Below are 25773 nucleotides of genomic sequence, written 5' to 3' on the forward strand. Positions count from 1 at the left end.
AGCCGTATGGAACCGAATTCTGGAGCGAGCGGGCGACTTGCCCGCCAGAATCTGCCTCAGTTGTCGTGGCTGCCGCGGGACATCGCGATCTTGCCCGTGCGGGTGAGTTGCTTGATGCCGTAGCCGCGGAAGAGGTCTTCCAGGGCGTCCAGCTTGCTCGAGGCGCCTGTGGCCTCCACGGTGAGGGTGTTCTTGCCCACGTCGACCACCTTGGCGCGGAACAGGTCCGCGATCTCGATGACCTCGTGGCGCCGCTCGGGCGTGGCGAGCACCTTGAAGAGCACGAGCTCGCGCTCCACGGTATCCGTGTCCGTGAGGTCGGACACCTTGAAGACCGAGACCAGCTTGTGCAGCTGCTTGGTGATCTGCTCGAAGCCCATGGGGTCGGCGTCCACGATGATGGTCATGCGCGAGAGCGTCTCGTCCTCGGTGGGTGCCACGGTCAGCGAGTCGATGTTGAAGCCGCGACGGCTGATCATGCCCGTCACGCGGGAGAGCACGCCGCTCTTGTTCTCAACGAGCACGGAGAGGATGTGCCTCATCTCACTCGCCTCCCTTCGCGGGCGCGGCGCCCGGCGCGGCGGCGCCGCCCTGGCCAAAGCCCTTCTCGCTCACGCGCACGCCGCCGAGCGTGACGTCCAGCGCGCCGATGATGTCGTCGATGGGCGCGCCCGGCGCCACCATGGGGTACACGGTCTGGTCCACGGGGATGGCCACGTCCAGCAGGTAGGGGCCGTCCGCGGCGAGCATCTCGTCGAGTGCGGCGTCCACCTCGGCGGGATCCTCGATGCGGCGGGCCTGCCAGCCGTAGGCATCGGCCAGCTTGACGAAGTCGGGGTTCGCCGCCAGCTCGGTGAAGCTGTAGCGCTCGTGGTAGAAGAGCCGCTGCCACTGGTGCACCATGCCGAGCGCGCGGTTGTCGATGACAAGCACCTTCACCGCCACGCCGTTGATGGCCGCCGTGGCCATCTCCTGCGTGTTCATCTGGAAGGACCCGTCGCCCGCGATGCAGACCACCTGGTCCTCCGGGCAGCCGATCTTGGCGCCGATGGCTGCAGGGAAGCCGAAGCCCATGGTACCGAGGCCGCCGCTCGAGATGAACGTGCGGGCGTGCTCGCGGTGGATCTGCTGGTGCGCCCACATCTGGTGCTGGCCCACCTCGGTGGTGACCACGCTCGCCTCGGGGTCGAGCTTCTCGGAGAGCTCGTGCAGCACCACCTCGGGCGCGATCTTGTCGGGATAGTCTTTGAACTCGTCGGTGTAGAACGGCCAGCGCTCGCGCCAGGAGAAGACCTCCTGCGTCCACGCCTCGCCCACCGGCTTGGCGTCCACCTTGGCCAGGCGCTCGTTGATGGCGGCAAGCACCACGCGGGCATCGCCCACGATGGGCACCGCCGGGTCGATGATCTTGCCGATCTCAGCCGGGTCGATGTCGATATGGATGACCTTGGCGTGCGGCGCGAACTCGGAAACCTTGCCTGTCACGCGGTCGGAGAAGCGCGCGCCCACGGCGATGAGCAGGTCGCACTCCGTCACCGCCATGTTGGCGTACTTGGAGCCGTGCATGCCCACGGGGCCGAGGTTCAGCGGGTTGGAGCAGCGCATGGCGCCCTTGCCCATGAGCGAGGTGACCACCGGCGCGCTGATGCGCTCGGCGAGCTCGGTCAGCTCCGCGCACGCATGGCTCGCCACGATGCCGCCGCCCGCGTAGATGAGCGGGCGCGTGCTGCCCTGGATGAGCTGGACCGCCTGGCGCACCTGACGGGCGTTGCCCTTGTAGGTGGGCCGGTAGCTGGGGATGCTCACGCTGTCGGGATAGTGGAACACCATCTCGGAACCCGAGAGGTCGGAGGGGACGTCGATGAGCACGGGGCCGGGACGACCGGTGCTCGCGATGTAGAACGCCTCGCGGAAGGTCTTCGTCAGGTCATCGGTGGACTGCAGGAGGAAGCTGTGCTTCACCACGGGCATGGTGATGCCCACGATGTCGGCCTCCTGGAAGGCGTCCGTGCCGATAACCCCGCGCGTGACCTGGCCGGTGATGATCACCATGGGCACCGAGTCCATGTAGGCCGTGGCAATGCCCGTCACCGTGTTGGTGGCGCCGGGACCGGAGGTGACAAGCACCACGCCCACCTTGCCCGTGGCGCGCGCGTAGCCGTCGGCCATGTGCGCGGCGCCCTGCTCGTGGCGCGCGAGGACGTGGTGGATCTTCTTGCTGTCGTAGAGCGCGTCGTAGATCTTGATAGCCTGGCCGCCGGGGTAGCCGAAGATCGTGTCCACGCCCTCGGCCTCCAGGCTGGCGATGATGGCCTGGGCGCCCGTCATCGTCTTGCCCTCGTGCTCGGTGTTGCTGCCGGGGCCGTTCGGCTTGCCCTCGATGGCGCGCTGCTTGCGCTCGAGCTTCTCCTGGGTGGTCATCATGAGAGGTACGCTCCCTTGTCGGCGCTGGTAACGAGCTTGGCGTAGCGCGAGAGCACGCCGGTGGTGTACTTGGGTGCGGGCGGCTGCCAGGCGACGCGGCGCTGGGCCAGAACGTCGTCCGCCACGTCGAGCTCGATCGAGCCGGCCTCGATGTCGATCTTGATGGTGTCGCCGTCCTCGACGAGCGCGATGGGGCCGCCTGCCGCGGCCTCGGGCGAGATGTGCCCGATGGCGGGGCCCTTGGTGGCGCCGGAGAAGCGGCCGTCCGTGATGAGCGCGCAGGAGTGGTCGAGTCCCATGCCGCAGATCACGCTCGTGGGCGTGAGCATCTCGCGCATGCCGGGGCCGCCGGCCGGGCCCTCGTAGCGGATGACCACCACGTCGCCCGCGTGGATCTGCCCGCCGAGGATGGCCTTGCAGGCCTCCTCCTCGGAGTCGAAGCAGCGCGCGGTGCCGGTGAACTGGTACATATCCGGGGAGACGGCGCTCTTCTTGACCACGCCGCAATCCGGCGCGAGGTTGCCGCGGAGCACCTTGAGGCCGCCCTGCTGCGAGTAGGCGTTCTCCACGTGGCGGACGACCTCGCCGTCGGCCGCGCTCGCCGCAGCGATCCACTCCGCCATGGTCCCGTGGCAGGTGAGCGCGCTGTCGTCCAGCTTGCCCGCACGTCCCAACTCGCCGATGATCGCCGAGATGCCGCCCACGTCGTTCAGGTCCTGGATGTGGAGCGGACCCGCCGGGGCGATGCGGACGATGTTGGGCGTCTCGGCGGCCACGCGGTCCCAGTCCTCCATGGTGACGGGATGGCCGGCGGCGTGCGCGATGGCCGTGAGGTGCAGCATCGTGTTGGTGGAGCCACCGAAGGCCATGTCGAGCGCCATGCCGTTGTGGATGGCGGCCGGCGTGATGAGGTCGAGCGCGGTGACGCCCTCCCGCAGGAGCTCCATCACCTTCATGCCCGCGTGCTTGGCCAGGCGGACGCGCTCGGAGTACACGGCGGGCACGGTGCCGTTACCGGGGAGCGCGATGCCGAGCGCCTCCGAGAGGCAGCAGATGGAGTTGGCGGTGAACATGCCCGAGCAGCTGCCGCAAGTGGGGCAGGCCGTGTTCTCGAGCCAGTGGCACTCCTCCTCGGTCATCTTGCCGGCGGTCACCTGGCCCACGGCGTCGAAGAGGGAGTTCAGGTCGGTCTGCTCGCCGTGGCGCCCGCGACCGGCGAGCATGGGGCCGCCGGAGACGAGCACGGTGGGGATGTTCAGACGGCACGCGGCGATGAGCATGCCGGGAACGATCTTGTCGCAGGAGGGGATGAGCACCATGGCGTCGAACTGATGTCCCTGCACGGCGCATTCCACGGAATCGGCGATGACCTCGCGCGAGGTCAAGCTGTAGCGCATACCCTCGTGGTTCATGGCGATGCCGTCGCACACGCCGATGGTGTTCACCTGCAGCGGGGTGCCGCCTGCCATGCTGATGCCGACCTTCACGGCCTCGGCGATCTTATCCAGGTGAATGTGGCCGGGAATGACCTCGTTCTGCGAGGAGACGACGGCGACGAGTGGGCGGTCGAGCTCCTCGTCCGTCAGGCCGTCCGCCTTGAGGAGGCTCCGGTGCGGGGCACGGGCCAGTCCTTTCTTGATGGCATCGCTGCGAAGCTGCATGTGCTTCTCCCTCTCTTCTCTGGACGCCCGGATGGTGCGGCTGAGAATTGCGAGGGCGAACCCGTACGGGGGCTTCCTCGATGCCTATAACGGTGGCGGCCGGCCCGGGGTACGCGAGCGCTGGCAACCGGGGGTGACCGGTGCGAGCGACGCTTCGCCCAAGCTGCTCGAGGGTGGTTCTGAGCCGTCCGACACAGGTTCTCAAACACTTCCTGCTCTCTGTGGGACGGATGCGGCCCGTACTGGTCCTGTCATCGCAGTTCTCGTGGGTCGGTACTTTACTCCACCAAAGCGGGGAGCGCAACAACGCAATCGGGGCAACTCGCGAACGGCGAATCGCCCCGTTGGTTCCTCGAGGTTTCTGGCGCTCCCGACCCTACAGGTACTCGATCTGCGCGCCGGCGGTATCGCAGGAGAGGATGTGCGTGGCGCAGGCGGGGAACTGCTCGTGCAGGCGCACCTGCAGGAACTTCGCCACGATGGTGTCGTCCGTCACGGCCATGAGGGTGGAGCCGGAACCCGAGATCCACATGGTCTTGGCGCCTCCCGTCAGGCAGGTCTCGCGGATGGCGTCGTAGTCGGGGATGAGCTTGCGGCGGTAGGGCTCCTGCAGGCGGTCGTCGTTGGCGGCGGCGATCAGGTCAGCGTCGCCCGTCTCGAGCCCGCGCGTGAGGCCGGCCACGCGGCCCATCTGCCACACGGCGGTGGAGAGCGGAATCTCGCGCGGCACCACCTTGCGCGCCTCGCTCGTGTGCACCTCGTAGGGAGGGATGACGGTGATGAACTGTAGCTTGTCGCTCACGTCGTAGCGCAGGCAGCGCGGGAGCTCCCCTTCCGGCGTGAACGAGCACACCGCTCCGCCGAGCAGCGCGGGCGCCACGTTATCGGGATGGCCCTCCACGCTCGTGGCGATGGCGACGAGCTCCTCGCGGCCCACGGTGTGCCCCGTGAGCGCCGCCGCGGCCATGATGCCCGCCACCACGCAGGTGGAGCTGGAGCCCAGACCGCGCGCCACGGGCACGTCGGTGGCGATGTCGATACTCACCGGGAACGGCTCCACGCCCCAGGCGGCGAGCGCGTCCACGAACGACACGTAGACCAGGTTGTCCTCGTTTTGGAACTCCTCGGGGCAGCCGGTGATGGTCAGCTCGTCCGCGCGGTCGAAGGTGAAGTGCGAGTACAGGCTCACCGCCATGCCGAGCGTGTCGTAGCCGATGCCCAGGTTGGCCGAGGTTGCCGGTACGGTGATCTTGATCATGTTGGAAGCTCCCTTGAAGGACGGGTCGGGAGCACCGCCCGTCGCTCGGTCAGTCCTGCCCGCACGGAGGCGCCCCAGGCGCCTCCGACTCGTGCGGAATCTACGACGGGCGGCGCTCCCGACCCGTCCGCCTCGTATCCCCTTCTACAGCCTCGCCGCGGCCTGCTCCACGTAGGCGCCCAGCTGGTCGATGTCCTCAACGTCCGCAAAGCGCACGGGCTTCTCGGAGAGCTCGGCGAGCTGGCGGGGCGGCACCGTGCCCGTAGCGCGGGCAAGCACGTCCATGCAGGCGAAGTCGTCGGCCGGCGCGTCCAGGCCGAGCGCCCCCGCCACCGCACGCGGGAACTTGTACGGGCTCGCCGTGGAGAGCAGCACGCGGGCGCGCGCCCCCTCGGCGGCGGACAGCTCCTCCAGCACGTGGAAACCGCAGGCGGTGTGCGGGTCTATCACGTAGCCGTTCTCGTCCCAGCAATGCTTGATGGCGCTCGCCACCTGCTCCTCGCTCGCCCAACCGCCGTCGAAGAGCGCGCGGATGCCCTGGTGAAGCTCCTCGGGCACCTGGTAGCAACCCTCGTTCGAGAGGTCGGCCATGAGCGAGGCCACAAGCGCCTCGTCTCCCCCGCTCACGTAGTAGAGCATGCGCTCCAGGTTGGAGGAGATGAGGATGTCCATGCTCGGCGAGGTGGTGGTGAAGAACTCGCGCCGGCGGTCGTAGGCGCCGGTCTTGAGGAAGTCGATCAGCACGTTGTTGCGGTCGCTCGCCACGTCCAGGCGCGCCACGGGAAGGCCCAGGCGCTGGGCGTAGTAGCCGGCGAGGATATCGCCGAAGTTGCCGGTGGGCACGCAGAACTCCACCGCGTCGCCCGGCTGGATCGCACCCGAGCGGAGCAACTGCGCGTAAGCGGCGAAGTAGTACACCACCTGCGGCACCAGGCGGCCGACGTTGATGGAGTTGGCGCTCGAGAGCACCACGCCCCGCTCGGCCAGGCGCTTCGCCAGCTCGCGGTCGCCGAAGATGCGTTTGACGGCACTCTGGGCGTCGTCGAAGTTCCCGCGCACGCCGCACACGGCCACGTTGCCGCCCTCCTGCGTGGACATCTGCAGCTCCTGCACGCGGGAGACCTTGCCCTCGGGATAGAAGACGGTGATGCCCGTGCCGGGCGCGTCGGCAAAACCGGCGAGCGCCGCCTTGCCCGTATCGCCCGAGGTGGCGGTGACGATCATGATCTTCTGGGCGGCCTCGCCCTCCGCGGTGCCCGTGCGGGCCATGAGGCGGGGCAGCATCTGCAGCGCTACGTCCTTGAAGGCGCTCGTGGGCCCGTGGAAGAGCTCGAGTACGTAGGTGGGAACGTCCCCGCCGTCGGGCGCGTGGTCCAGCCCCACGAGTGGCGTGACCTCAGGGCTCGCGAAGGTGCCCGTGTAGGCCTCGTCAACACAGGCGGCGACCTCCGCATCCGTGTAATCATCTAGCAACAAACCCAGCACGGTGCGGGCGATCTGGTGGTAAGAGAGATCCGCAAGCCCGGCTACGTCGAGTTTCTTCTCTCCCAGCTCATCGGAGACGAAGAGTCCGCCGTCGGGAGCGAGGCCGCGGCGTATGGCATCTTTGCTCGAGCAGGCTAACGTGCGGGAGCGTGTACTATGATAGGTGCCCATGTAACTACTCCTCTGTTGCTCATGGGTGTCGTTTGGCCCCCATGGTATCAGAGCGCGCCAAGCGAGTCGCAACAGCCCAGAAAGGTAACCGCGCCGACATGATAAAGATCGCAAAGTTCGGCGGCTCCTCCGTCGCCGACGCCGACCACTTCCGCAAAATCCGTGGCATCGTCGAGTCGGACTCCGCCCGCCGCTTTGTGGTGGTCTCTGCCTGCGGACGCCGCTTTAAAGAGGATTCCAAGGTCACCGACCTGCTCTACCTGGTAGACGCGCATGTGCGCTACCACGTGAGCTGCGACGACCTGCTCGCGGACATCGGCCAGCGCTACTTCGACATCGCCGACGAGCTGGGCCTCGCCTACCCCATCCGCCAGGAGTTTGCCGACTTCTCCGACCGCGCCCGCAAGGGCGAGTTCTCCACCGAGGAGCTCGTCTCCCGCGGCGAGTACTTCACCGCGCGCCTCATGGCCGAGTACCTGGGCCTGCCGTTCCTGGACGCCGCCGATGTGGTCGCCTTCCACCACGACGGCACCCTCTCCATGAACCGCACCAAGGAGCTCTTCGCCGAGCGCGCGCCCAAGGGCGGCTTCGTGCTCCCCGGCTTCTACGGCGCCACGCGCGAGGGCCAGGTCAAGCTGCTCGACCGCGGCGGCGGCGACATCTCCGGCGCCATCGCGGCCAACTGCCTGGGCGCGGACCTCTACGAGAACTGGACGGACGTCTCGGGCTTCCTCTCCGCCGACCCGCGGATCGTCGAGAACCCCGAGCCCATCGCCCGCATCACCTACTCCGAGATGCGCGAGCTCTCCTACATGGGCGCCTCGGTGCTGCACGAGGAGGCCATCTTCCCCGTGCGCGACGCCGACATCCCCATCGTCATCAAGAACACCAACCGCCCCGAGGACCCCGGCACCATCATCTCCGAGAGCGCCGGCGCCTCGGAGTCCGAGCCTATCATCACGGGCATCACCGGAAAGCGCGACTTCCTGGCCATCAACATCATGAAGACGCACCTGTGCCGCGAGGTCGGCATCATCCGCCGCACGCTCTCCGTCTTCGAGCGCTACGGCGTGTCCATCGAGCACATCCCCTCCGGCATCGACTCGTTCGGCGTGGTCGTGCAGGGCACCGATGTGAAGGATTCCATCTGGAGCATCATCGCCGACATCAAGGCCGAGATTCACCCCGACGAGATCCAGGTCGCGGATGGCCTAGCGCTCATCTCCACGGTGGGCCGCAACATGATCGGCCGCCCCGGCGTGTCCGGCTCGCTGTTCGCGGCGCTGGGCGCGGAAGGCATCTCCATCCGCATGATCGCCCAGGGCTCGGACGAGATCAACATCATCGTCGGCGTCTCCGAGAGCGACTTCGAACGCGCCATCCGCGTGATCTACGATGCGTTCTCCGACGGCGACCGCATCCTGGAGATTTCCGAGCTGGAAGCCACCGTGCGCGCCTCGAACGTGACGATGACGAACATCCTCGGCGGAGAGAACATCGACAAGTAACCCAAACATGGGGCAGGGCCGCGCAGGCCGCTCGCCCCATCGGAGAGGAGCTCTTATGTCCAAGCAGTACACCGTCGCGATTCTGGGTGCCACGGGCGCGGTGGGCACGCAGATGCTCCAGTGCCTGGTTGAGCAGGACTTTCCCGTGGGCGAGCTGCGCCTGCTGGCGAGCGCGCGCAGCGTGGGCAAGACGGTTGAGTTCGCCGGCCGTGAGGTTGCGATCCAGGAGGCCCGCCCCGAGGCCTTCGACGACTGCGACATCGTGCTCGGCGCCGCCGGCGACGACATCGCCAAGCAGCTGCTGCCCGAGGCCGTGAAGCGCGGCGCCGTGGTGGTGGACAACTCCCACGCCTTCCGCCTGGACGCCGATGTGCCCCTGGTGGTGCCCGAGATCAACGCCGACGACGTGAAGTGGCACCACGGCCTCATCGCTAACCCCAACTGCGCCACCATCATCGGGCTCGTACCCACCTGGCCCCTCCACCAGCTGGCCGGCGTGACGCGCATGGTCGTCTCCACCTACCAGGCCGCGAGCGGCGCCGGTGCGCCCGGCATGGCCGAGCTGGAGGAGCAGCTGGCGGCGCTCGGCCGCGGTGAGCAGATCCCCGAGCCCCACGCCTTCGCGGCGCAGCTGGCGAGCAACCTGATCCCGCAGATCGGCGGCGAGAAGTTCGCGGGCTTCACCTCCGAGGAGATGAAGCTGCAGAACGAGGGCCGCAAGATCATGCACCTGCCGGAGCTGCGCGTGAACTGCACCTGCGTGCGCGTGCCCGTGCTCCGCAGCCACTCCGAGAGCATCACGCTGGAGTTCGAGCGCGACATCACCGTCGAGGAGGCACGCGAGGCCCTCGCCGCCGCACCCGGCGTCAAGCTGGTGGACGACCTCACAGCCGAGAACGTGCACGACCGCTGGCCCATGCCGCTGGACACGTCCGATCAGGATCTGATCTACGTGGGCCGCGTGCGCCAGGACATCTCCAACCCACGGCCCGAGCACGGCATCACCTTCTGGTGCTGCGGCGACCAGATCCGCAAGGGTGCCGCCACGAACGCCGTGCAGATCGCCAAGCTGCTGGTCCAGTAGTTCGGAACGGATAGCACCGGCGCCAAACAAGCAGTGGGAACAACGAGCTGCGGGCCGCTACGCCTCCAGGTAGCGCGCCCGTAGCTCGTTTACATCCGCCATGGTGAACTCGAGCTCGTCGAGCACGTAGCCGAGCACACTGCCGTACACCTTCTCGAGCGCATCCACCGCGGCGTTGAACGAACGGAGGCTCGCCGGCGCCTCGCGGGTGAGCTGACGCGGCGCGAAGAGGTTCGTCGCCAGGTAGTCGTTAGCCATATCCTCGCGCGAGACGCCGAGGACTGCCTCGATGAGCATGGACGCCATGCCGCAGCGGTCGCGCCCCACATGGCAGTGCCAGAGCGCCGTACCCTCGTCGCATGCCAGCAACGAGTACAGGAAGCCCTGGTAGCCCTCGATACCGGAATCATCGAGCAGGAGATGCGGGTAGAGCAGCTCCATGAAGAGCACCGGGTCGTCCTCCTCGGCGGCACGGCGTTGCGCCTCCTGCACGCGCGCCACGGCATCCTGCGAGATTCCCGCCGCAGAGGCGCGCAGGATATCCGCCTGGACGAAGCGGACGTCGGGGAAGACGTCGAGCGGGTCGGGCGCCTCGATCAGCTCGTCATCGTTGCGCAGGTCGATGATGACGCGCAGGTCGTAGTCGCGTTTGAGCCGCGCGATATCCTGCGCCGAGCCAAGGCCCAGCGCGCCGGAACGGAGCAGCAGCCCACGCTTGATGCGTCGCCCGTCCAGGCCGGTCAACCCGCCCAGGTCGCGTGTGTTGGCCAGCGTGTCGAACGGGATCAGTCCGTAATCCGGACGCTCCGACGAAGCCTCCTCATCGGGAACCTCCACCTGCATGCCATCCATGTCGACCGTGCGCATCTTCGCTCCCTGCCTGCCGCCGCCTGTACCAAAATCGTCCTCAGTCTAGCGGTTTTACGCCCGCCGCACCGCAAAGTGGATGAAAGGTCTTGCGCATATCGCCGCCGGCGTTAAGACCGCGCCCCCATCCGCGAGCAGTGCGAACGGGGGCGCGGGAAACAGAAGCGCTCGCGATTAGAAGTCGCAGCTACCGACCGTGCGCGGATGCGGGATAACGTCGCGGATGTTGCCCACGCCGGTGAGGTACATCACCAGGCGCTCAAAGCCCAGGCCAAAGCCCGCATGGCGGCACGTGCCATAGCGGCGCAGGTCCAGGTAGTACTTGTACTGGCTCGCATCCATGCCCAGTTCGGCGATACGGCGCTCGAGCACGTCCAGGCGCTCCTCGCGCTGGCTGCCGCCGATGATCTCGCCGATGCCAGGCACCAGGCAGTCCGCCGCGGCGACGGTCTTGCCGTCGTCGTTCAGGCGCATATAGAAGGCCTTGATCTCGGTGGGGTAGTCGGTCACGAACGTGGGGCGCTTGAAGTGCTCCTCGGTGAGAAAGCGCTCGTGCTCGGTCTGGAGATCGATACCCCAGCTCACGGGATAGTCGAACTGATGCCCGGCGGCAACGGCGTCCTCCAGGATCCTGATGGCGTCGGTGTAGCTCACGCGCGCGAAGTCGCTGCTCGCCACATGCGTCAGGCGCTCGAGCAGGCCCTTGTCCACGAACTTGTTGAGCATGGAGAGCTCGTCGGGGCAACGGTCCATGACGTCGCGGATGACGCTGCGCAGCATGTCCTCGGCCAGGTTCATATCGTCCTCGAGGTCCGCGAAGGCGATCTCGGGCTCCACCATCCAGAACTCGGCGGCATGGCGCGTGGTGTTGGAGTTCTCGGCGCGGAACGTGGGGCCAAAGGTATAGACGTCGCCGAAGGCCATGGCGAAGTTCTCGGCGTTCAGCTGGCCGGAGACGGTGAGCGAGGCGGGCTTGCCGAAGAAGTCCTGGCCGTAGTCCACATTCCCCTGCTCGTCCACGGGCACGTTGGCGGGGTCGATGGTGGTGACGCGGAACATCTCGCCCGCGCCCTCGCAGTCGCTCGCGGTGATGATGGGCGTGTTCACGTAGCAGAACCCGCGATCCTGGAAGAAGCGGTGGATGCTCGCGGCGGCCACGCTCCGCACGCGGAACACGGCGCGGAACAGGTTGGTGCGCGGGCGCAGATGCTGCTGCGTGCGCAGGAACTCCACGGTGGCGCGCTTCTTCTGCAGCGGGTAGTCCGGCGCCGAGGCTCCCTCAACGCGAATCTCCGTCGCCTGGAGCTCGAAGGGCTGCGGGGCGTTGGGCGTGAGCTTGAGCTCACCCGTGCAGATGAGCGCCGCGGACACGTTCTGGCGCGCAATCTCGTCGTAGTTGGCCAGCGCCTCGCGGTTCATGACCACCTGCAGGTCCTTGAAGCAGCTGCCGTCGTTCAGCGTGACGAAGCCGAAGTTCTTCATATCGCGAATCGACTTGACCCAGCCCGCCACGGTGACGGTCTGACCGCCGAGCTGCTCCGCATCGGCGTGAAGCTGCGCGATCTTGGTGCGGTTCATGGATGTCCTTTCACTTGTGCACATGTGCCGCGAACCATCATAGCAAGGACGCCCGGGCCGAGCCGCAGGAACGCACTGAACGAATACGTCGTACGCGGTCGATGCCGCGACGGTACCGCAGTGCGTTCCCAGGCTTGGCCCGGGCGTCTTCTCAGTTCGCTCGGAAAGTCGCGCAGCGCCAGGGGACCCTTCGCTGCGCGGGTGCCGGTCAGGTCTTACTCGTCCACCCAGTCGGTCAGGCAGGCGTCCAGACCGGCAACGAGCGCGTCCTTGTCCATGTGACGGCCGATAAAGCAGATCTTGGTCATGCGGTCGCCGGTGACGGGATCCCACTCGGCTGCGATCTGCGGGTTCTCAGCCAGCAGCTCCTTCTGCTTGTCCTCGGGTGCAGAGGCAATGAAGAGCCCTTGCTCGGACAGGCTGAACTGCTTGCCGGCCTGCTCGAAGAGACAGCACATGTCGGGGTTCTCCGAGATCCAGGCCTGTCCCTTGGCGCGGATGATCTCGCGTGGCCACGTGGCAGCAAAGCCGTTCAGCAGCGAGAGGTCGAAGGGGCGACGGCGCTCGTACACGAACGTGCCGATGCCGTACTCCAGCAGCTCGTGGCTCTCGCCGTGATCATGGTCGTGGTGGTGATGGTGATGATGGCCGTGACCATGCTCATGATCGTGCTCGTCATGATCGTCGTCATCGTGGTCGTGATGCTCATGGTCGTCGTGGTCGTGGTCCTCCGGGTGCTCCATGGCGTCCATCCACACGGCGGAACCGTAGACCTTGTCGAAGTCGAAGCGGTTGGTGTCCAGCAGCTCGCTCATGGGAACGTTGCCCTGCGTGGCCTCCACGATCACGGCGTCCTTCTGCAGGCCGCGGACGATGGCACGCAGCTCGTCGATCTGCTCGCGCGTCACCTGGTCGCACTTGTTGAGGATGAGGGTGGAGCAGAACTCGATCTGCTGGATGAGCAGGGCCTCCAGGTCCTCCTCGTCCACATCCTCGGCCAGCAGGTCGCGACCGCCGTTGAACTCGTCCCACATGCGCGCGCAGTCCACCACGGCCACGATGTTATCGAGGTCGAGCGGAGCCGCGCCGTCCCACTTGGAGCGGTCGCAGAAGTTGGAGATGGTGTACGCGATGGGCACCGGCTCGCAGATGCCCGAGGCCTCGATGATGATGTAGTCGAAGTCACCCGAGGCTGCAATCTGCTCGAGCTGGCGCGAGAGATCGTCGGAAAGCGTGCAGCAGAGGCAACCGTTGGTCATGGGGATGAGCTCGCCGTCGACCTGCGAGAGGCCGCCCTTGGCGATCAGGTCGGCGTCCACGTTGATCTCGCCAATGTCGTTCACGAGCACCGCCGCGCGGATGCCCTGGTCGTTGGCGAGGATGTGGTTCAGCAACGTGGTCTTACCCGCGCCCAGGTAGCCCGTAATGAGGATAATCTTGGTCTGCTTGGGATGTCCGGCTTCGGTCATGGATGCTCCTTCTCAGCGGTCCCGAATAGTCCGCACCACCATATACCCAAAACAACGGGGAGGAAAAACCCGGGCCGATGATTCCGCGGAGAACGCAGCAGCGATGCGAAGCGGGTGGGCGGCGGGCGGCGGCCCGGTTTAGCGGCCCGCCGGGACGTCGCCGAGGATCGCGCGGGCCACGCGGATGCCGTCGGCCGCGGCCGACATGATACCGCCCGCGTACCCCGCGCCCTCGCCGCACGGGTAGAGGCCGGGCGCGCCCGCCGCCTCGCACGCACGGTCGCGCACCACGGTGACGGGCGAGCTCGAGCGGGACTCCACGGCGGTGAGCACGGCCTCGGCATCCCCGAAGGCACGGAGCTTGCGCGCGAGCAGGGGAATGCCGGCGCGCATGGTCTCGGCCACGTGTGCCGGCAGGCAGCCGTCGATGGCGCCCCACGAAACGCCACGCGGATAGGTGGGCTTCACGCGACCGGGGCCCGCGCTCGGACGACCGGCTAGGAAATCTCCCACGAGCTGTACCGGGGCCTGGTATCCTCCCCCGCCGAGCTCGAAGGCCGCCCGCTCGCACCGGCGCTGGAGCGCCACACCCGCGAGCACGTCGTCGCCGGGAAGGTCCTGCGGGTTGACGTTCACCAGGAGCGCGGCGTTGGCGTTGGCGCCCGCCCGCGCGTGCAGGCTCGCGCCGTTGGTGACCACGCCGCCCGGCTCGCTCGCCGCCGCCACCACCTCGCCGCCCGGGCACATGCAGAAGGTGTAGAGGCTGCGGCCCGCGGCACCGTGCGCCACCAGCTTGTAGGGCGCGGCGCCGAGCGAGGGATGTCCCGCCGCGGGGCCGTACTGGGCGCGGTCCACGTCGCGCTGCAGGTGCTCCACGCGCGCACCCATGGCGAAGGTCTTGCGCTGCAGCTCAAAGCCGCGGGCGTGCAGGAGCTCGAAGACGTCGCGGGCGGAGTGGCCGCAGGCGAGGACCACGGTATCGCAGGGGATTCGATCGGCCGTGACGGCACTGCCCGCAGGGTCGGCGGCCTCCACGGAGATGCCGCGTACCTCGCCCGACGACCCGCGCTCGATGTCCGTGAGCCGGCAGCGGAAGCGCACCGCGCCGCCCAGCGTCCGGATGCGCGCAACGATCGCCTCCACCACGTCGGGCAAGATGTCCGAGCCGATGTGCGGCTTGGCGTCCCAGAGGATCTCGCGCGGGGCGCCCGCCTCCACGAAGGTTTGCAGGATGAGCCGGTGATCGGGATTGCGCGTGCCCGTGGTGAGCTTGCCATCCGAGAACGTTCCGGCGCCGCCCAGACCGAATTGGATGTTGCACTCGGGGTCGAGTTCTCCCGTGCGATCGAAGCGCGTCACGCGGTCCGTGCGCCGACGGGCGTCGTCGCCCCGCTCGATGAGCAGCGGCTTGAGCCCCGCCTCGGCGAGGGCGAGCGCGCAGAAGAGGCCGGCGCAGCCGGCTCCCACCACCACGGGACGCTCCGCAAGGGCAGCACCGGACGGCTGGAGCCGGGGCCAGGCCGCGGGCGCGGCGTCGAGCACCGCCACGTGCGAAGCGTCGCGTGCGGGAACCTCGGCGACTACCGCGCCATCCGAGAGGCCGCGGCGCAGGGTCAGACGGGCGCTCGCAACAAAGTGGACGTCTTTCTTCTTACGCGCGTCCACGGACACGCGGGCGAGTTCCGCAGCCTCGACATCCGCCGGATGCAGGCCCAGGATCTTGAGCGCTCGCCGACGCGTGGCGGCGAGAAGCCCCTGCTCATCGCGACCGGCATCCAGCGCCACCCGTATGTTCGACACCTCGATCATGCAAAACCCCGTTTCCGTCAGCGCCTGCGTGCGCCTACTATCCTAGCGAATGAACTGCCTGGGGCGCAGACGCAGGCGGCGTTCGCCCATATGCCTCCGCCCGGCACCCAGCTCGAGACCGGCAATGCATCGAGCCTTATTTGGTCGGCTTGTCGGCGTCGTATTCCAAATCGGCGGGATAGCTTCTCGTGAGGCTCCGATACTTGTTATAGAACGCCAAGATGAACGCCGCCGCAGCCTCACGCTTCGCACCGTAGGGGTTACCCTTCGCAAAGCGCGAGACGGGTTTGATGATCTTCCCCACCGAGACGCCCTGATCGGGCACGCTCCCCGTCTCGAACGTTTCGGAGATGAGCTCGCGCGTCTCTTGTGGCTTGAGGTTCTGCTCGCTCACCGCCTCCTCGATCTCTTTCTCCATCGAACGGGCCACGAACTTCTTCCATTCCCCCTGGATATAAGCATGACGCGCCGCGGGGGTATCGCCCGCATCGACCATCAGCTTCTGCGACCCCTCGCCGCCGTCAAAGCCAACCGTCCGTAAGAACGCCTCGATCAAATCGGCCTTGTCGCGCAGCTCCGGTGAGGCGGCAACCGAGCTACGAATCTTCTCCGAGATCTCCTTGTCGCTGGCGTTACCGCCATGCAGGCGCTCCACGAGCATGAGGATGTAATCGATGTTGATGTCCACCTGGCTCACGAGCTCCATCTCGAACACCAGGTCATCAGCGATGCTCGAGAGCTCGGCTTTCTTCTGCCGCTTGTACTTATCGGCCAGGTCGAGATAGTGGCTCTGATAATCCTGCAGCTCGCGCTCACCCATGGGGTCATCCGCTTTATAGGCGTCGAAGCTCTGGAGGATGTTCCGCAACCGCAGGATCTGCCCAAAGAGGATGACGAACGCCCGCTCGGCCTTCTCCCCTAAAAGCATGAAGCCCGAAAGCGGAAACTCCGTGCGCAGCTCATCGAGCTTCTCCGCATACTCCTTGAAATACGACTCATACGGCCGGAGCAGCACGATACCGCCGGCATTCGGGTCGCCAAAGAGCCCGAGCGCCTCATCAACCTGCCGGGACAGGTCCCGGAAGCACACGATGTTGCCGTAGGTCTTAACCGAGTTGAGAATGCGGTTGGTGCGGCTGAACGCCTGGATGAGTCCGTGCATGCGGAGGTTCTTATCAACCCAAAGGGTGTTCAGCGTCTTGGCATCAAAGCCGGTGAGGAACATGTTGACCACGATGAGCAGGTCAAGGCACTGGTTCTCCGGCAGCTTCTTGACCCCGTCATCGCCCTTCAGGCGCATGGAGACGTCCTTGTAGTAGGTGTCGAATCCCTTGGCATCCGTTCCGCAGCTCGTGCCGAACATCGCGTTGTAGTCACCGATCGCGGCATCGAGGAACTCGCGGTCGGCGGCCGGCATGGCATCGGCGTCCATGGACTCATCGGCGAGCATGCCGTCGGCCTCGTCCCCGTTCGCCTCGAACGTGAAGATCGTGGCGACCTTGAGGTTGGGACCGGGACGCGAGGCATCGAGCTCGCGGATCTTCTTGTAATACGCCTGGGCGGTGGGAATGGAGTCACAGGCGAGTAACGCGTTGAAGCCGTTCCGCCGCGCGCTCCCGTACTGGTAGGCCGCCCCGTCACGCTTGGTCTTCTGGGCAAAGTGGTCGAGGATGTACTCGGAGACGAGCTCGATGCGCCGCGGATTCTGCCACGCCGTGTTGGTGTCGATGCCCTCCACCCGCTCGTCGGGCCTGCCGTCCGCATGGTGGAAGGTCTTAACGTAGTCCACCCGGAAGGGCAACACGTTACCGTCGTCGATGGCGTTCACAACCGTGTACTTGTGGAGGCACTCGCCAAAGGCTTGAGCGGTCGTGCGCAGCTCAGGGTCTCCGCCCGTGCCGGCGTTCTTGGCAAAGATGGGCGTCCCGGTAAAACCGAATAGGTGGTAGTTTCTAAAGTACTTGGTAATCGCCTGGTGCATCTTACCGAATTGCGAACGATGGCACTCGTCGAATATGAACACCACGTGACGCGAGAAGACCTCGCCACCGCGCTCGGCTTTCGACAGGTAGACGGCAAGCTTCTGGATGGTGGTGACGCAGATTCGCCGGTCCGCCGCCATGGACTCCAGGTTCCGGCTCAGGGCTTTGGTATCGGTGGAACCGTTGACCGCACCCTCCTGGAACTTGTTGTACTCCTTCATGGTCTGGTAATCCAGATCCTTGCGGTCCACCACAAAGAGCACCTTGTCCACCCCATCCATCCGCGATGCGAGGATGGCGGCCTTAAAGGAGGTGAGCGTCTTGCCCGAACCCGTGGTGTGCCACACGTACCCGCCGGCGTCGAGCGTACCCAGGCGCTTCTTATCGGACTCGGAGATGAGGATACGGTTGAGGATACGCTCGGTGGCGCAGATTTGGTACGGGCGCATCACGAGCAGATTCTCGCTCACGTCGAAGACGCAGTAATGGGTGAGCACCATGAGGAGCGTGCCGCGCGAGAGGAACGACGCCGCAAACGGGGCAAGGTCCATGATCTTGCGGTTCTCGGCATCGGTCCACCAGCTCGTGAACTGATAGGAAGCGCTCGTCTTGCGCCCGCGGTCGCCGTTGGTCTTTTGCCAGCGGGTCGTGTTGGAGTAGTACTTGGTGCGCGTTCCGTTGGAGATGATGAAGATCTGGACGTACTCAAAGAGTCCCGACTCGCTCCAGAAGCTCTCGCGCTGGTAACGCTCGATCTGATTGAACGCCTGGCGAAGCACCACGCCGCGGCGCTTGAGCTCGATGTGCACGAGCGGCAGGCCATTCACGAGGATGGTAACGTCGTAGCGGTTCTCGTGGGTGCCCTCGCCCGCCTCGTACTGGTTCATGACCTGCAGGCGATTGCGGTGGATGTGGTCCCGATCCAGCAGCATGACGTTTTTCAACGTGCCATCCGCCATCTGGAAGTCGATGATCGGCGCGTTCTGGATGCGCCGCGTCTTCTCGACGATGCCCTCGGCGCCGTTGGCGATGTGCTCACGGAAGAACGCATCCCAGTCGGCGTCCGCGAACCTGAAGCCGTTGAGCTCCTCGATGCGCTCGCGCAGGTTGGCGACGAGCCCGGCTTCGTCGTGCACGGTGAGTCTGCCATAGCCCTGGGCGACGAGCTGGTCGATAAGCGCGCGCTCGAGCTCTGCCTCGGATTGGTATGCCGCGGTATCGACGGGCGACGCGGGGTGCCCGGGCGCACACCGTCGCCTCCGGGCCCTCAAGGAGGACGGAGTATGTCATGGCGCCAGACGCGCACCCATCAAGTTCGCGAGACTCCATTGCCATCACCTTGTCCCTCGCGTCGCGACGAACCGTTGATTCTTGCTCTTCGGCTTCTCCGGAATCGTCATCGCGAGCTTTCCATTCGCTACCAAGGGGTTCAGATAGCGCGATCCCATGTAAGAGACACCGATTCCAAAGTGCTCCGCTACTTCGCGCCTGCTTCTGGGAACGGAGCAAAACGCGAGAATCTCCTCCAGAGAAACGCCCCCTGCGGTGACAGCCACACCCTCATGGCCCATCTCCTCCGGCTCGTTGAAGAGCTGCGCGGTAAACGTCCCGCGCACATCCCTAAAGACGGGTGGACGCAACCCGGCACGACGCATCTCGTCCCGAATGACGGGAATCCCCGAATGCCGATTCTCAGCCACCCCCTGGATCTCGAGAATGGACACGAGCGTGGGATTGCGCGTCTGGACGTTCACGTACCCCAAATCCTCCACGCTCTGGCCTCCGTAGATGCCACCCGGATTCCAGACCTCGAGCCTGTTGCTGAACAACATGAGGCGCGTGGGTGTTCCGTTGCTGTAGGGGCCGTAATCGCGATGCATGAGCGAGTTGGCGATGACCTCGCGAACCGCGTTCTCGGGATACTCGGGCACGTCCTCCCGCTTGCCGTCGACGACGACGGTCCGCGTCCTCGTGTTCCGCCGTACGAAGGCGAGCGCATCCTCGACCATCTGGCCGATCGTTCCCTCGAAACGTTTGTTATCCAAGAAGCGGTTCCCTCGTTCATCCTGGCCAAGCTCATTACCCGCCACGGCGACGGCCGTGACGCAGAGGTTGGGATACGCCTGCTGAGGATAGTCCGAGAGCGCGAGCATGCCCGCAAGCGTTGGCGCTCCGTTCCGCACCGCACCGGAAAGAGAGAGAACCTCGTCCGCCGAACGATGCGAGAGATGGGGACGCTCCGCCTTTGCATCCAGCACGAACTTTGCCACGAAATCGTCGCTCAGCATATCGATGGAGGAAGCGGGGCTCACGTCCAGGTCATCGCGAGCGCCGTTCTTGAACGCCTCGATCTCGTAGAGCTCGGGAGCGCCCATATGCAGGTCCTGGTCCCCCACACGCACGTAGGAACCCTTGGTGATGCCGGCGGTCCTGCGATACGCCGGCCGCTGGCCCATGGGAAGCCCCGCAACGTAGCAACCGACGATCACGACGCTCTGGTACTCGACCACCTCGAACACGGGCGACAGGGACGGTTCGATCTCCTTCGCCTGCTCCGCAACCGCCTTCTGCAGAGCCTGCGGGTCGTAGACGCCGACCGCGGCGAATGAGCTGTTCTCATCCAAACCGAAGACGATGACACCCCCGTCGCTTTGGTTCGAAAAACTCGAAAGGGTGTCGTATACCTTGGGGGCACCCTGGGTGGCAGCCTTTACCTCGACCGTCTGCTCCTCGCATTGGCGCCGCTGGATGGACTCGATAAGTTCGATGAGGTTTCGTCGTTCCATGCGTGCCTCCCTGCAATTGAGTTTTCAAAACACTTGAGTAATTTTAGCGAATAGTTGCGAAGTTTTTCTCATATCTTGGACAGTTTTACGCAAATGGTCCGGACGGTTTGCGTAGTTTTGTCTAGATTTGCGTAATTGATGATCTTGTGACGACAAAACCCATAATTTGACAGCTCGGAATGCCGAGCTGTCTGACATTGACGTTATGCAACCTTCCGCGGAAAGTCGAGGAGCTTATCGCGGTAGTGCTCGTACTGTTGGCGGCGCGCCTCGATCTCGGCGGGCAGGCCGTCCGAGAGCGATGTAGTGAGGGCCTCGAAGCGATCGAGGATGTCGACAATGCGGCGCTGCTCGGAGAGAGGTGGTACGGGGATCTCGAACTGTGTGATGCGCTCGGCCGAGAGACGTGTCATCTTCGCCTCGGTCGCATAACGCCTCTTGAAGCGGGCGAAGCGGTTGGTCTGGAACAGGTAGGAGACGTACTTGGGATCCAGCTTGTGATGAAACACGCAGCAGTCGTCATGGACGGCGACGGGCTCGTCGCCGAGCCACGCAACGGCCTTCGCGATGTCCTCGGCGTCCTCACCCGTGCACGCGATGACGAGGTCACCGGGCTGAGCGTAGCGAAGCGCATCTCTCTTCCCCTCGTCCACGAAGGCCACTGCCTTCGTCGCCCACGTGTCGAGCTTCGTGTAGATGTCGGCGTAATGGATTGAGGGAATGCCCTGCTCGCGGTAGTCTGCCTTTGTGAAGCGTCGACCCCGCATGAAGGTTCCCACCTCTCCCAGCTTTTGCCACGAGACGGACTCTCTCTCTGTAAAGTCGAGCAGTTTATCGCGGTAGTAAGCGTATTGCGCCCTACGTGCCTCCAGCTCCGCCTCCAGCTCCGCCTCCAGCTCCGCCTCCAGCTCCGCCTCCAGCTCCGCGAAGGAGTCTAGAATTCTCACGATCTCCTGCTGGATTTCCATGGGCGGGATAGGAATCTGAACCCGCTTAATGCGCTCTTTGGAGATGTTAAAGCGGGTAACTCCGTTAGCCGTTTTCCTAATTTGCTTCCTACAATCTTCTGCTCGAAAAATGTGTTTGCAGTACCCAGGATCCAACTGGATCGCATCGGTCGGTCTCCAGCCAAAGCAGAAACTATTTAGATAGATTGGAAAAGCTGGGGCATCCAACACGACTGAAGACATCCCACAATCGTCAGGGGTCTCCGATGATGCCGTGAACAAGACATCACCAGTCCGTATCTCTCTCTGCCTCTCGCCCTCATTGATGACGACGGGAGTCAGATTAGAATAGTCAACAGCGGAATTGTTATAGACGTTAACGTAAGAGACGAATCGCCCCTCACCCTTGCCAAAGTCAGCTTTCGTCTTACCGGTAAGGCCACCGTAGATAGAGCCAACCTCACCCAGCGCCTTGTACTCCACCCCATCCGGGCAGAGCTCGGCAATCAGCTCGTCGATCTTACCCATAGGATTCCTCCGTCCTCATGAGCCGCATGACGAGATCGATCATCAGGTCTTTCTCCTCTGGTCTGCTCGCAGCAATCAACAGGGTAACTGCCGCGAGATTGTTGTTGGTAACGTGTGGCTCGCATCCCGCATCGAATGACCTGGCATTTGCGTGCAGAAACGCCGCGAACAGCGCCGCGCCGGCTCGCTTGTTGCCATCGCAGAAAGGATGGTCCTTCACCATGAAATACAACAGATGGGCCGCCTTCTCCTCCACGGTCGGATAGGCATCTTGGCCGTCAAAGCCCTGGTAGATCGAGGCGATGATACGCTCCAAGTCATGCCCGCGCTCCACACCGAGCAAACTATCTGCCGGATACGTTTCGCGCAACCGCGCCACCACGGAGCGCGCCGCATCGAGTGTAAGCTCCCACACTGGTTTGGCCTCGGGCTTGGGATTCAAGGTGTGCGCATCGAAGTCGCGCAGGACGGTCAAGCCAGGCAGGTAACTCTGTACGACACCGGCAATACCCTCGGCAAGCGCATTGTCGGTTTGAGCCAGTACTCGCACCACGCGCCCGAGCTGCTCCAAGCGCTGCTCGCTTACGGCATAGCCCTGCGTAAGATACCGTCGCAGCACCTTGGTGGCCCAGCGGCGGAACTGCACGCCCTGCTGAGATTTAACCCTGTACCCCACCGAGATGATGACATCAAGGTCATAGAGGGTTATCGGCCTGTCTGAGCTGGCAATTTGCACTTTTTGCAAATTGCTCTGCCCATCTATCTCCCCTTCGTTCAAGGCGTTTGATATATGCCGCGACACGGCCGCAACCGACCGGCCAAACAGCTCCGCCATCTGCGCCTGCGTCAGCCATACCGTATCGCCGGACACACTCACCTCAAGTTGCACGCTACCGTCGTCGGCGCGGTACAGCTCGATTTGATTCCCCGTTCCTACGGCGTGTGCCGTCACTTCGTCAATCCCACTCATGTCACTTCCACGTCCTGCGGTACTTTTGGTTTCGGCTTCGCGGTTTGCCCAGAATGATGCGCTCTACGAGCCCGCTTTCCAGTGCTGGGTTGAGATAGTTCTTTGCAAAGCTGTTGCGGTCGGAAAGCTCGCCGATAGTGGCAACTCGAGCGAGCATCACAGGGATCAGGCTGCAGGGAGATTCGTACGCCATCCTTAGCCCTCCAGGTCCGCCACGATGGCGTCGATCTGGGAGCGGAGCTGCTGCTCACGCGCCACGATGCCGGCGATGCGCTCGTTCAGCTCGGCAATATCCACCTTTACGCGGGTGTCGCGCTTCTCGACCCAGGTACCCACAGACAGGTTGTAGTGGTTGGCCTCCCCACCGATCTCGGTGATGCCCACGAGCTTGGAGAAGTACTCCTCCTCCGTGCGATCGATAACGGCGTCGGCGATTTTCTCGATATGCTCCGGCATGAGAACGTTCTTGTTGCCCACGTGGCCGAAGAGCTCGCTCGCGTCAACGAAGAGCACCTGGTCGTCCGCCTTGTGTCGGGAAAGCACGATAACGCAGGTAGCGATGGTGACGCCAAAGAAGAGGTTCGCCGGCAGCTGGATGACAGCGTCCACGAAGTTGTTGTCCACAAGGTAGCGGCGGATCTTCTCCTCGGCGCCTCCTCGGTAAAGGACGCCGGGGAACTCGACGATAGCGGCCGTGCCCTCGGTGGAGAGCCATGAGAGCATGTGCATGGTGAACGCAAGGTCCGCGTAGCCCTTGGGCGCGAGCACGCCCGCCGGGCTGAAGCGCGGGTCGTTGATGAGGGTGGGATCGTTGTCGCCCACCCACTTCACCGAGTAGGGTGGATTGGAGACGATGGCATCGAACGGCTCGTCATCCCAATGCTGCGGATTGAGCAGGGTATCGCCACGAGCGATATCGAAGTCGCTGAAGTTCACGTGGTGCAGGAACATGTTGATGCGGGCCAGGTTGTAGGTAGTGGGGTTGATCTCCTGACCGAAGAACCCGCCACGCACGTTCTCGGGGCCCAGGATCTTGGCGAACTTGAGCAAGAGCGAACCGGAACCGCAGGCAGGGTCGTAGACCTTGTTGACGCTCGTACGATGACCGATGACGATGCGCGCGAGAAGCTCAGACACTTCCTGCGGGGTGAAGAACTCGCCGCCCGACTTACCCGCTTGGCTGGCGTACATGTTCATGAGGTACTCGTAGGCATCGCCGAACAGATCGATGCTTGCGTCCCGGACGCTACCAAAGTCGAGGTCTCGAATGCCCTCGATGATCTTGGCGAGGCGCGCGTTCCGCTCCACGAGGTCGCCACCGAGCTTGTTGGAGGTAACGTCCACGTCGTCGAACAAGCCCTTGAAGCTGTCTTCGGACGAGGTGCCCACGCTGGAACCCTCGATAGCCTCGAAGATCTCCTTGACGTGGATGTTGAGCTCAGGGTCCCTGTCCGGTGCCTTGGCGATATTCGCGAACAGCTGCGAGGGCAGGATGAAGTAGCCCATATCCTTGAGAAGATCGGCGCGAGCCGCCTCGGCATCATCGTCGGAAAGCTCGGCATAGGAGAAGGTGGGGTCGCCCGCCTCGTGCTCGCCGGTATCGATGTACTCGGCAAGGTCCTCGGAAATGAAGCGGTAGAACAAGAAGCAGAGGATATACGCCTTGAAGTCCCAGCCGTCCACCGCGCCGCGCACTTCGTCTGCAATTCCCCAGATGGCCTTGTGAAGCTCGGCACGTTGGGCCTGCCTGTCGGATTGAGCCATGGTCAGCTAACCTTTCCCCTGCTTTTAGGGTCGCTGATAATACGCCTGCTAGTCTAACCGATGGAACGGATAGCTGCATTGACCCACCCGCGCTGAAAAGTGGCACGCCGAGACTGTCCAGGCGTACCACTTTCGGGTGAGATCCCATTTACTCGTTCGGTCGTGCGGTGTTGATGGCCGCAGCGGCAGCGGCGCGGCCCGCGCGCAGGCCGGAGAGCCATGCCCATGCCAGGTTGAAGCCGCCGCAGTCCGCGTCTTGGTCGAGCATCTCGCCGCAGACGTGCACGGCGGGCACCACCCCGGAATCGACGGCCAGCGTCTCCAGGTCAACGGCATCGAGCGGCACGCCGCCGCGCCGCACCTGGGCCTGGCGCTCCTCGGTGCGGCCCCGCACTACGAGCGGTAACCGCTTGGCAAGCTTGGCCAGGCGCGTGAGCACATCCCCGCGCAAACCGTCGGAAACGCCCGCGCACGCGGCGGCATCCATCTCGAGCAGCAAACGGGAGACGGGGCGCGCCAGCAGGCCGTCCAACCAGGCGGGATCCCGCCCATCGAAGGTGCCAACCGCATCCTCGCGTGCTCGTAACAAGCCCATCAACTCGCCGGAGGTGAGTTGCGGGAACAGATCGAGCTCGAGCGTATCCCCCGGCGCCACGCGGCGGGAGATGTCGAACGCCACGATGCCCGAGATGCCGTAGGAACGGAAGAGCACCTCCCCCGCCTCGCGGTACACCGTCTCTCCGGAGCGAACGAGGGAGACATCGGCCTCCACACGCAAGCCGTCGAGCCCCCGCAGGCTCACCTGTGCCGGAGCGCAGGCGATGGGGCACAGCACGGGAGCCTCCACCACATGGGGCAGGCCGAAGAGATCAAAGGCGGGCGCGCTGGAACCGCCGGTCGCGAGCACCACGCGGCGTGCGCGCACGGTCTCCTCAACCCGGTGGGCCGCAGCCAGGGCCTTGCGCGCGCGACGCAAATCCCCTTCAAAGCGAACCGCGCGCTCGGGGCGCAGCACGCGGAGCCCCCATGCCGAGCCGTCGTAATCCGCGGTGGCAACCTCGCACCCGCAGGAGAGCTCCACGCCCGCGCGCGCGACCCCGCGGAGCAACACATCTCGCACGGACTCGGCCCGACGCGTCGCGGGATACAACCTGCCTTCGATCTCGCAGGCCAGAAGCCCCAAAGAGTCGAAGAAGCCGGTAACCGCGGCCTCGGGCGCCGGCCCCATCACCGCGCGGGCGGCGTCAGGGTCGTGGTAGCGCTGCGCATCCAGATGAACGTTGGACAAGTTGCAGCGCCCGTTGCCGGTGGAGAGAATCGGCAGGCCGCACGCCACGTCGCGCTCGAGCACGACCACGCGTGCCCCCGCGCGCGCCGCCGCAATGGCAGCCGCGAGCCCGGAGGCACCGCCGCCAATCACGGCAACGTCAAAGCACGGCGCTTCCGATTCCATGCGGCCCGACCGCTGCGTCACCGATTCCG

18 protein-coding genes are annotated in these 25773 nt (G+C 65.0%); 2 read left to right on the forward strand and 16 right to left on the reverse strand.

Annotated features, from left to right (window positions below):
* Positions 1 to 56: 56 nt before the first annotated feature.
* The 5 genes from ilvN to thrC all read right to left on the reverse strand — a co-directional run bounded on the left by ilvN (position 57) and on the right by thrC (position 6999).
* Positions 57 to 542: an acetolactate synthase small subunit gene (ilvN, locus tag GDJ97_RS01335; RefSeq protein ID WP_152069440.1), complete on the reverse strand. Its 486-nt coding sequence runs from the start codon at positions 540 to 542 to the stop codon at positions 57 to 59.
* Between the two features lies 1 nt (position 543).
* The gene (ilvB, locus tag GDJ97_RS01340; RefSeq protein WP_152069441.1) at positions 544 to 2424 is read right to left on the reverse strand and encodes a biosynthetic-type acetolactate synthase large subunit; all 1881 of its coding nucleotides are present in this window, start codon (positions 2422 to 2424) and stop codon (positions 544 to 546) included.
* Positions 2421 to 4085 carry a dihydroxy-acid dehydratase gene (gene ilvD, locus GDJ97_RS01345; protein ID WP_152069442.1) on the reverse strand — a complete coding sequence of 555 codons (1665 nt, stop codon included), beginning with the start codon at positions 4083 to 4085 and terminating at the stop codon, positions 2421 to 2423. Before ilvD ends, ilvB begins: the two co-directional genes overlap by 4 nt.
* A gap of 376 nt (positions 4086 to 4461) precedes the next feature.
* Positions 4462 to 5343 carry a homoserine kinase gene (thrB, locus tag GDJ97_RS01350; protein ID WP_152069443.1) on the reverse strand — a complete coding sequence of 294 codons (882 nt, stop codon included), beginning with the start codon at positions 5341 to 5343 and terminating at the stop codon, positions 4462 to 4464.
* 144 nt (positions 5344 to 5487) lie between these two features.
* Complete coding sequence (gene thrC, locus GDJ97_RS01355) at positions 5488 to 6999, reverse strand: threonine synthase (RefSeq protein ID WP_152069444.1); 1512 nt, start codon at positions 6997 to 6999, stop codon at positions 5488 to 5490.
* Positions 7000 to 7097: 98 nt separating this feature from the next.
* Between thrC and GDJ97_RS01360 the strand changes: the two genes are divergently transcribed.
* Complete coding sequence (locus tag GDJ97_RS01360; RefSeq protein WP_152069445.1) at positions 7098 to 8507, forward strand: aspartate kinase; 1410 nt, start codon at positions 7098 to 7100, stop codon at positions 8505 to 8507.
* Between the two features lie 55 nt (positions 8508 to 8562).
* Positions 8563 to 9591, forward strand: a complete 1029-nt coding sequence (locus GDJ97_RS01365) for an aspartate-semialdehyde dehydrogenase (RefSeq protein WP_152069446.1) — start codon at positions 8563 to 8565, stop codon at positions 9589 to 9591.
* A 57-nt stretch (positions 9592 to 9648) separates the two neighbouring features.
* On the opposite strand, the gene GDJ97_RS01370 is transcribed toward GDJ97_RS01365, so the two are convergent.
* The 11 genes from GDJ97_RS01370 to GDJ97_RS01415 all read right to left on the reverse strand — a co-directional run bounded on the left by GDJ97_RS01370 (position 9649) and on the right by GDJ97_RS01415 (position 25765).
* On the reverse strand, positions 9649 to 10458 hold the full coding sequence (locus GDJ97_RS01370; RefSeq protein WP_152069447.1) for a tyrosine-protein phosphatase: 810 nt from the start codon (positions 10456 to 10458) through the stop codon (positions 9649 to 9651).
* Positions 10459 to 10632: 174 nt separating this feature from the next.
* Positions 10633 to 12036: an asparagine--tRNA ligase gene (asnS, locus tag GDJ97_RS01375; protein ID WP_152069448.1), complete on the reverse strand. Its 1404-nt coding sequence runs from the start codon at positions 12034 to 12036 to the stop codon at positions 10633 to 10635.
* A gap of 215 nt (positions 12037 to 12251) precedes the next feature.
* Positions 12252 to 13505 carry a GTP-binding protein gene (locus GDJ97_RS01380; protein ID WP_152069449.1) on the reverse strand — a complete coding sequence of 418 codons (1254 nt, stop codon included), beginning with the start codon at positions 13503 to 13505 and terminating at the stop codon, positions 12252 to 12254.
* A 138-nt stretch (positions 13506 to 13643) separates the two neighbouring features.
* On the reverse strand, positions 13644 to 15314 hold the full coding sequence (locus GDJ97_RS01385) for an NAD(P)/FAD-dependent oxidoreductase (protein WP_152069450.1): 1671 nt from the start codon (positions 15312 to 15314) through the stop codon (positions 13644 to 13646).
* Between the two features lie 136 nt (positions 15315 to 15450).
* Positions 15451 to 18567 (reverse strand): type I restriction endonuclease subunit R, encoded by a 3117-nt coding sequence (locus GDJ97_RS01390; RefSeq protein WP_152069451.1) that lies wholly within the window; start codon positions 18565 to 18567, stop codon positions 15451 to 15453.
* 63 nt (positions 18568 to 18630) lie between these two features.
* On the reverse strand, positions 18631 to 20082 hold the full coding sequence (locus GDJ97_RS01395) for an ATP-binding protein (RefSeq protein WP_152069452.1): 1452 nt from the start codon (positions 20080 to 20082) through the stop codon (positions 18631 to 18633).
* A gap of 203 nt (positions 20083 to 20285) precedes the next feature.
* Positions 20286 to 21557, reverse strand: a complete 1272-nt coding sequence (locus GDJ97_RS01400) for a restriction endonuclease subunit S (protein ID WP_152069453.1) — start codon at positions 21555 to 21557, stop codon at positions 20286 to 20288.
* Positions 21550 to 22527: a virulence protein RhuM/Fic/DOC family protein gene (rhuM, locus tag GDJ97_RS01405; protein ID WP_152069454.1), complete on the reverse strand. Its 978-nt coding sequence runs from the start codon at positions 22525 to 22527 to the stop codon at positions 21550 to 21552. The genes GDJ97_RS01400 and rhuM overlap by 8 nt, the downstream gene beginning before the upstream one ends.
* A gap of 1 nt (position 22528) precedes the next feature.
* A complete protein-coding gene (locus tag GDJ97_RS09745; RefSeq protein WP_373422652.1) occupies positions 22529 to 22720 on the reverse strand; it encodes a Fic family protein in 192 nt (63 codons plus the stop codon).
* 2 nt (positions 22721 to 22722) lie between these two features.
* Positions 22723 to 24291, reverse strand: a complete 1569-nt coding sequence (locus tag GDJ97_RS01410) for a type I restriction-modification system subunit M (RefSeq protein ID WP_152069455.1) — start codon at positions 24289 to 24291, stop codon at positions 22723 to 22725.
* 148 nt (positions 24292 to 24439) lie between these two features.
* Complete coding sequence (locus tag GDJ97_RS01415; protein ID WP_226808700.1) at positions 24440 to 25765, reverse strand: FAD-dependent oxidoreductase; 1326 nt, start codon at positions 25763 to 25765, stop codon at positions 24440 to 24442.
* Positions 25766 to 25773 lie beyond the last annotated feature (8 nt).

Source organism: Collinsella sp. AK_207A (genome assembly GCF_902501965.1).
Lineage (GTDB): Bacteria > Actinomycetota > Coriobacteriia > Coriobacteriales > Coriobacteriaceae > Collinsella.

Coding starts and splice junctions, on each gene's coding strand:
- ilvN (WP_152069440.1), bottom strand. CDS start 542: ATGAGGCACATCCTCTCCGTGCTCGTTGAGAACAAGAGCGGCGTGCTC.
- ilvB (WP_152069441.1), bottom strand. CDS start 2,424: ATGATGACCACCCAGGAGAAGCTCGAGCGCAAGCAGCGCGCCATCGAG.
- ilvD (WP_152069442.1), bottom strand. CDS start 4,085: ATGCAGCTTCGCAGCGATGCCATCAAGAAAGGACTGGCCCGTGCCCCG.
- thrB (WP_152069443.1), bottom strand. CDS start 5,343: ATGATCAAGATCACCGTACCGGCAACCTCGGCCAACCTGGGCATCGGC.
- thrC (WP_152069444.1), bottom strand. CDS start 6,999: ATGGGCACCTATCATAGTACACGCTCCCGCACGTTAGCCTGCTCGAGC.
- GDJ97_RS01360 (WP_152069445.1), top strand. CDS start 7,098: ATGATAAAGATCGCAAAGTTCGGCGGCTCCTCCGTCGCCGACGCCGAC.
- GDJ97_RS01365 (WP_152069446.1), top strand. CDS start 8,563: ATGTCCAAGCAGTACACCGTCGCGATTCTGGGTGCCACGGGCGCGGTG.
- GDJ97_RS01370 (WP_152069447.1), bottom strand. CDS start 10,458: ATGCGCACGGTCGACATGGATGGCATGCAGGTGGAGGTTCCCGATGAG.
- asnS (WP_152069448.1), bottom strand. CDS start 12,036: ATGAACCGCACCAAGATCGCGCAGCTTCACGCCGATGCGGAGCAGCTC.
- GDJ97_RS01380 (WP_152069449.1), bottom strand. CDS start 13,505: ATGACCGAAGCCGGACATCCCAAGCAGACCAAGATTATCCTCATTACG.
- GDJ97_RS01385 (WP_152069450.1), bottom strand. CDS start 15,314: ATGATCGAGGTGTCGAACATACGGGTGGCGCTGGATGCCGGTCGCGAT.
- GDJ97_RS01395 (WP_152069452.1), bottom strand. CDS start 20,082: ATGGAACGACGAAACCTCATCGAACTTATCGAGTCCATCCAGCGGCGC.
- GDJ97_RS01400 (WP_152069453.1), bottom strand. CDS start 21,557: ATGGGTAAGATCGACGAGCTGATTGCCGAGCTCTGCCCGGATGGGGTG.
- rhuM (WP_152069454.1), bottom strand. CDS start 22,527: ATGAGTGGGATTGACGAAGTGACGGCACACGCCGTAGGAACGGGGAAT.
- GDJ97_RS09745 (WP_373422652.1), bottom strand. CDS start 22,720: ATGGCGTACGAATCTCCCTGCAGCCTGATCCCTGTGATGCTCGCTCGA.
- GDJ97_RS01410 (WP_152069455.1), bottom strand. CDS start 24,291: ATGGCTCAATCCGACAGGCAGGCCCAACGTGCCGAGCTTCACAAGGCC.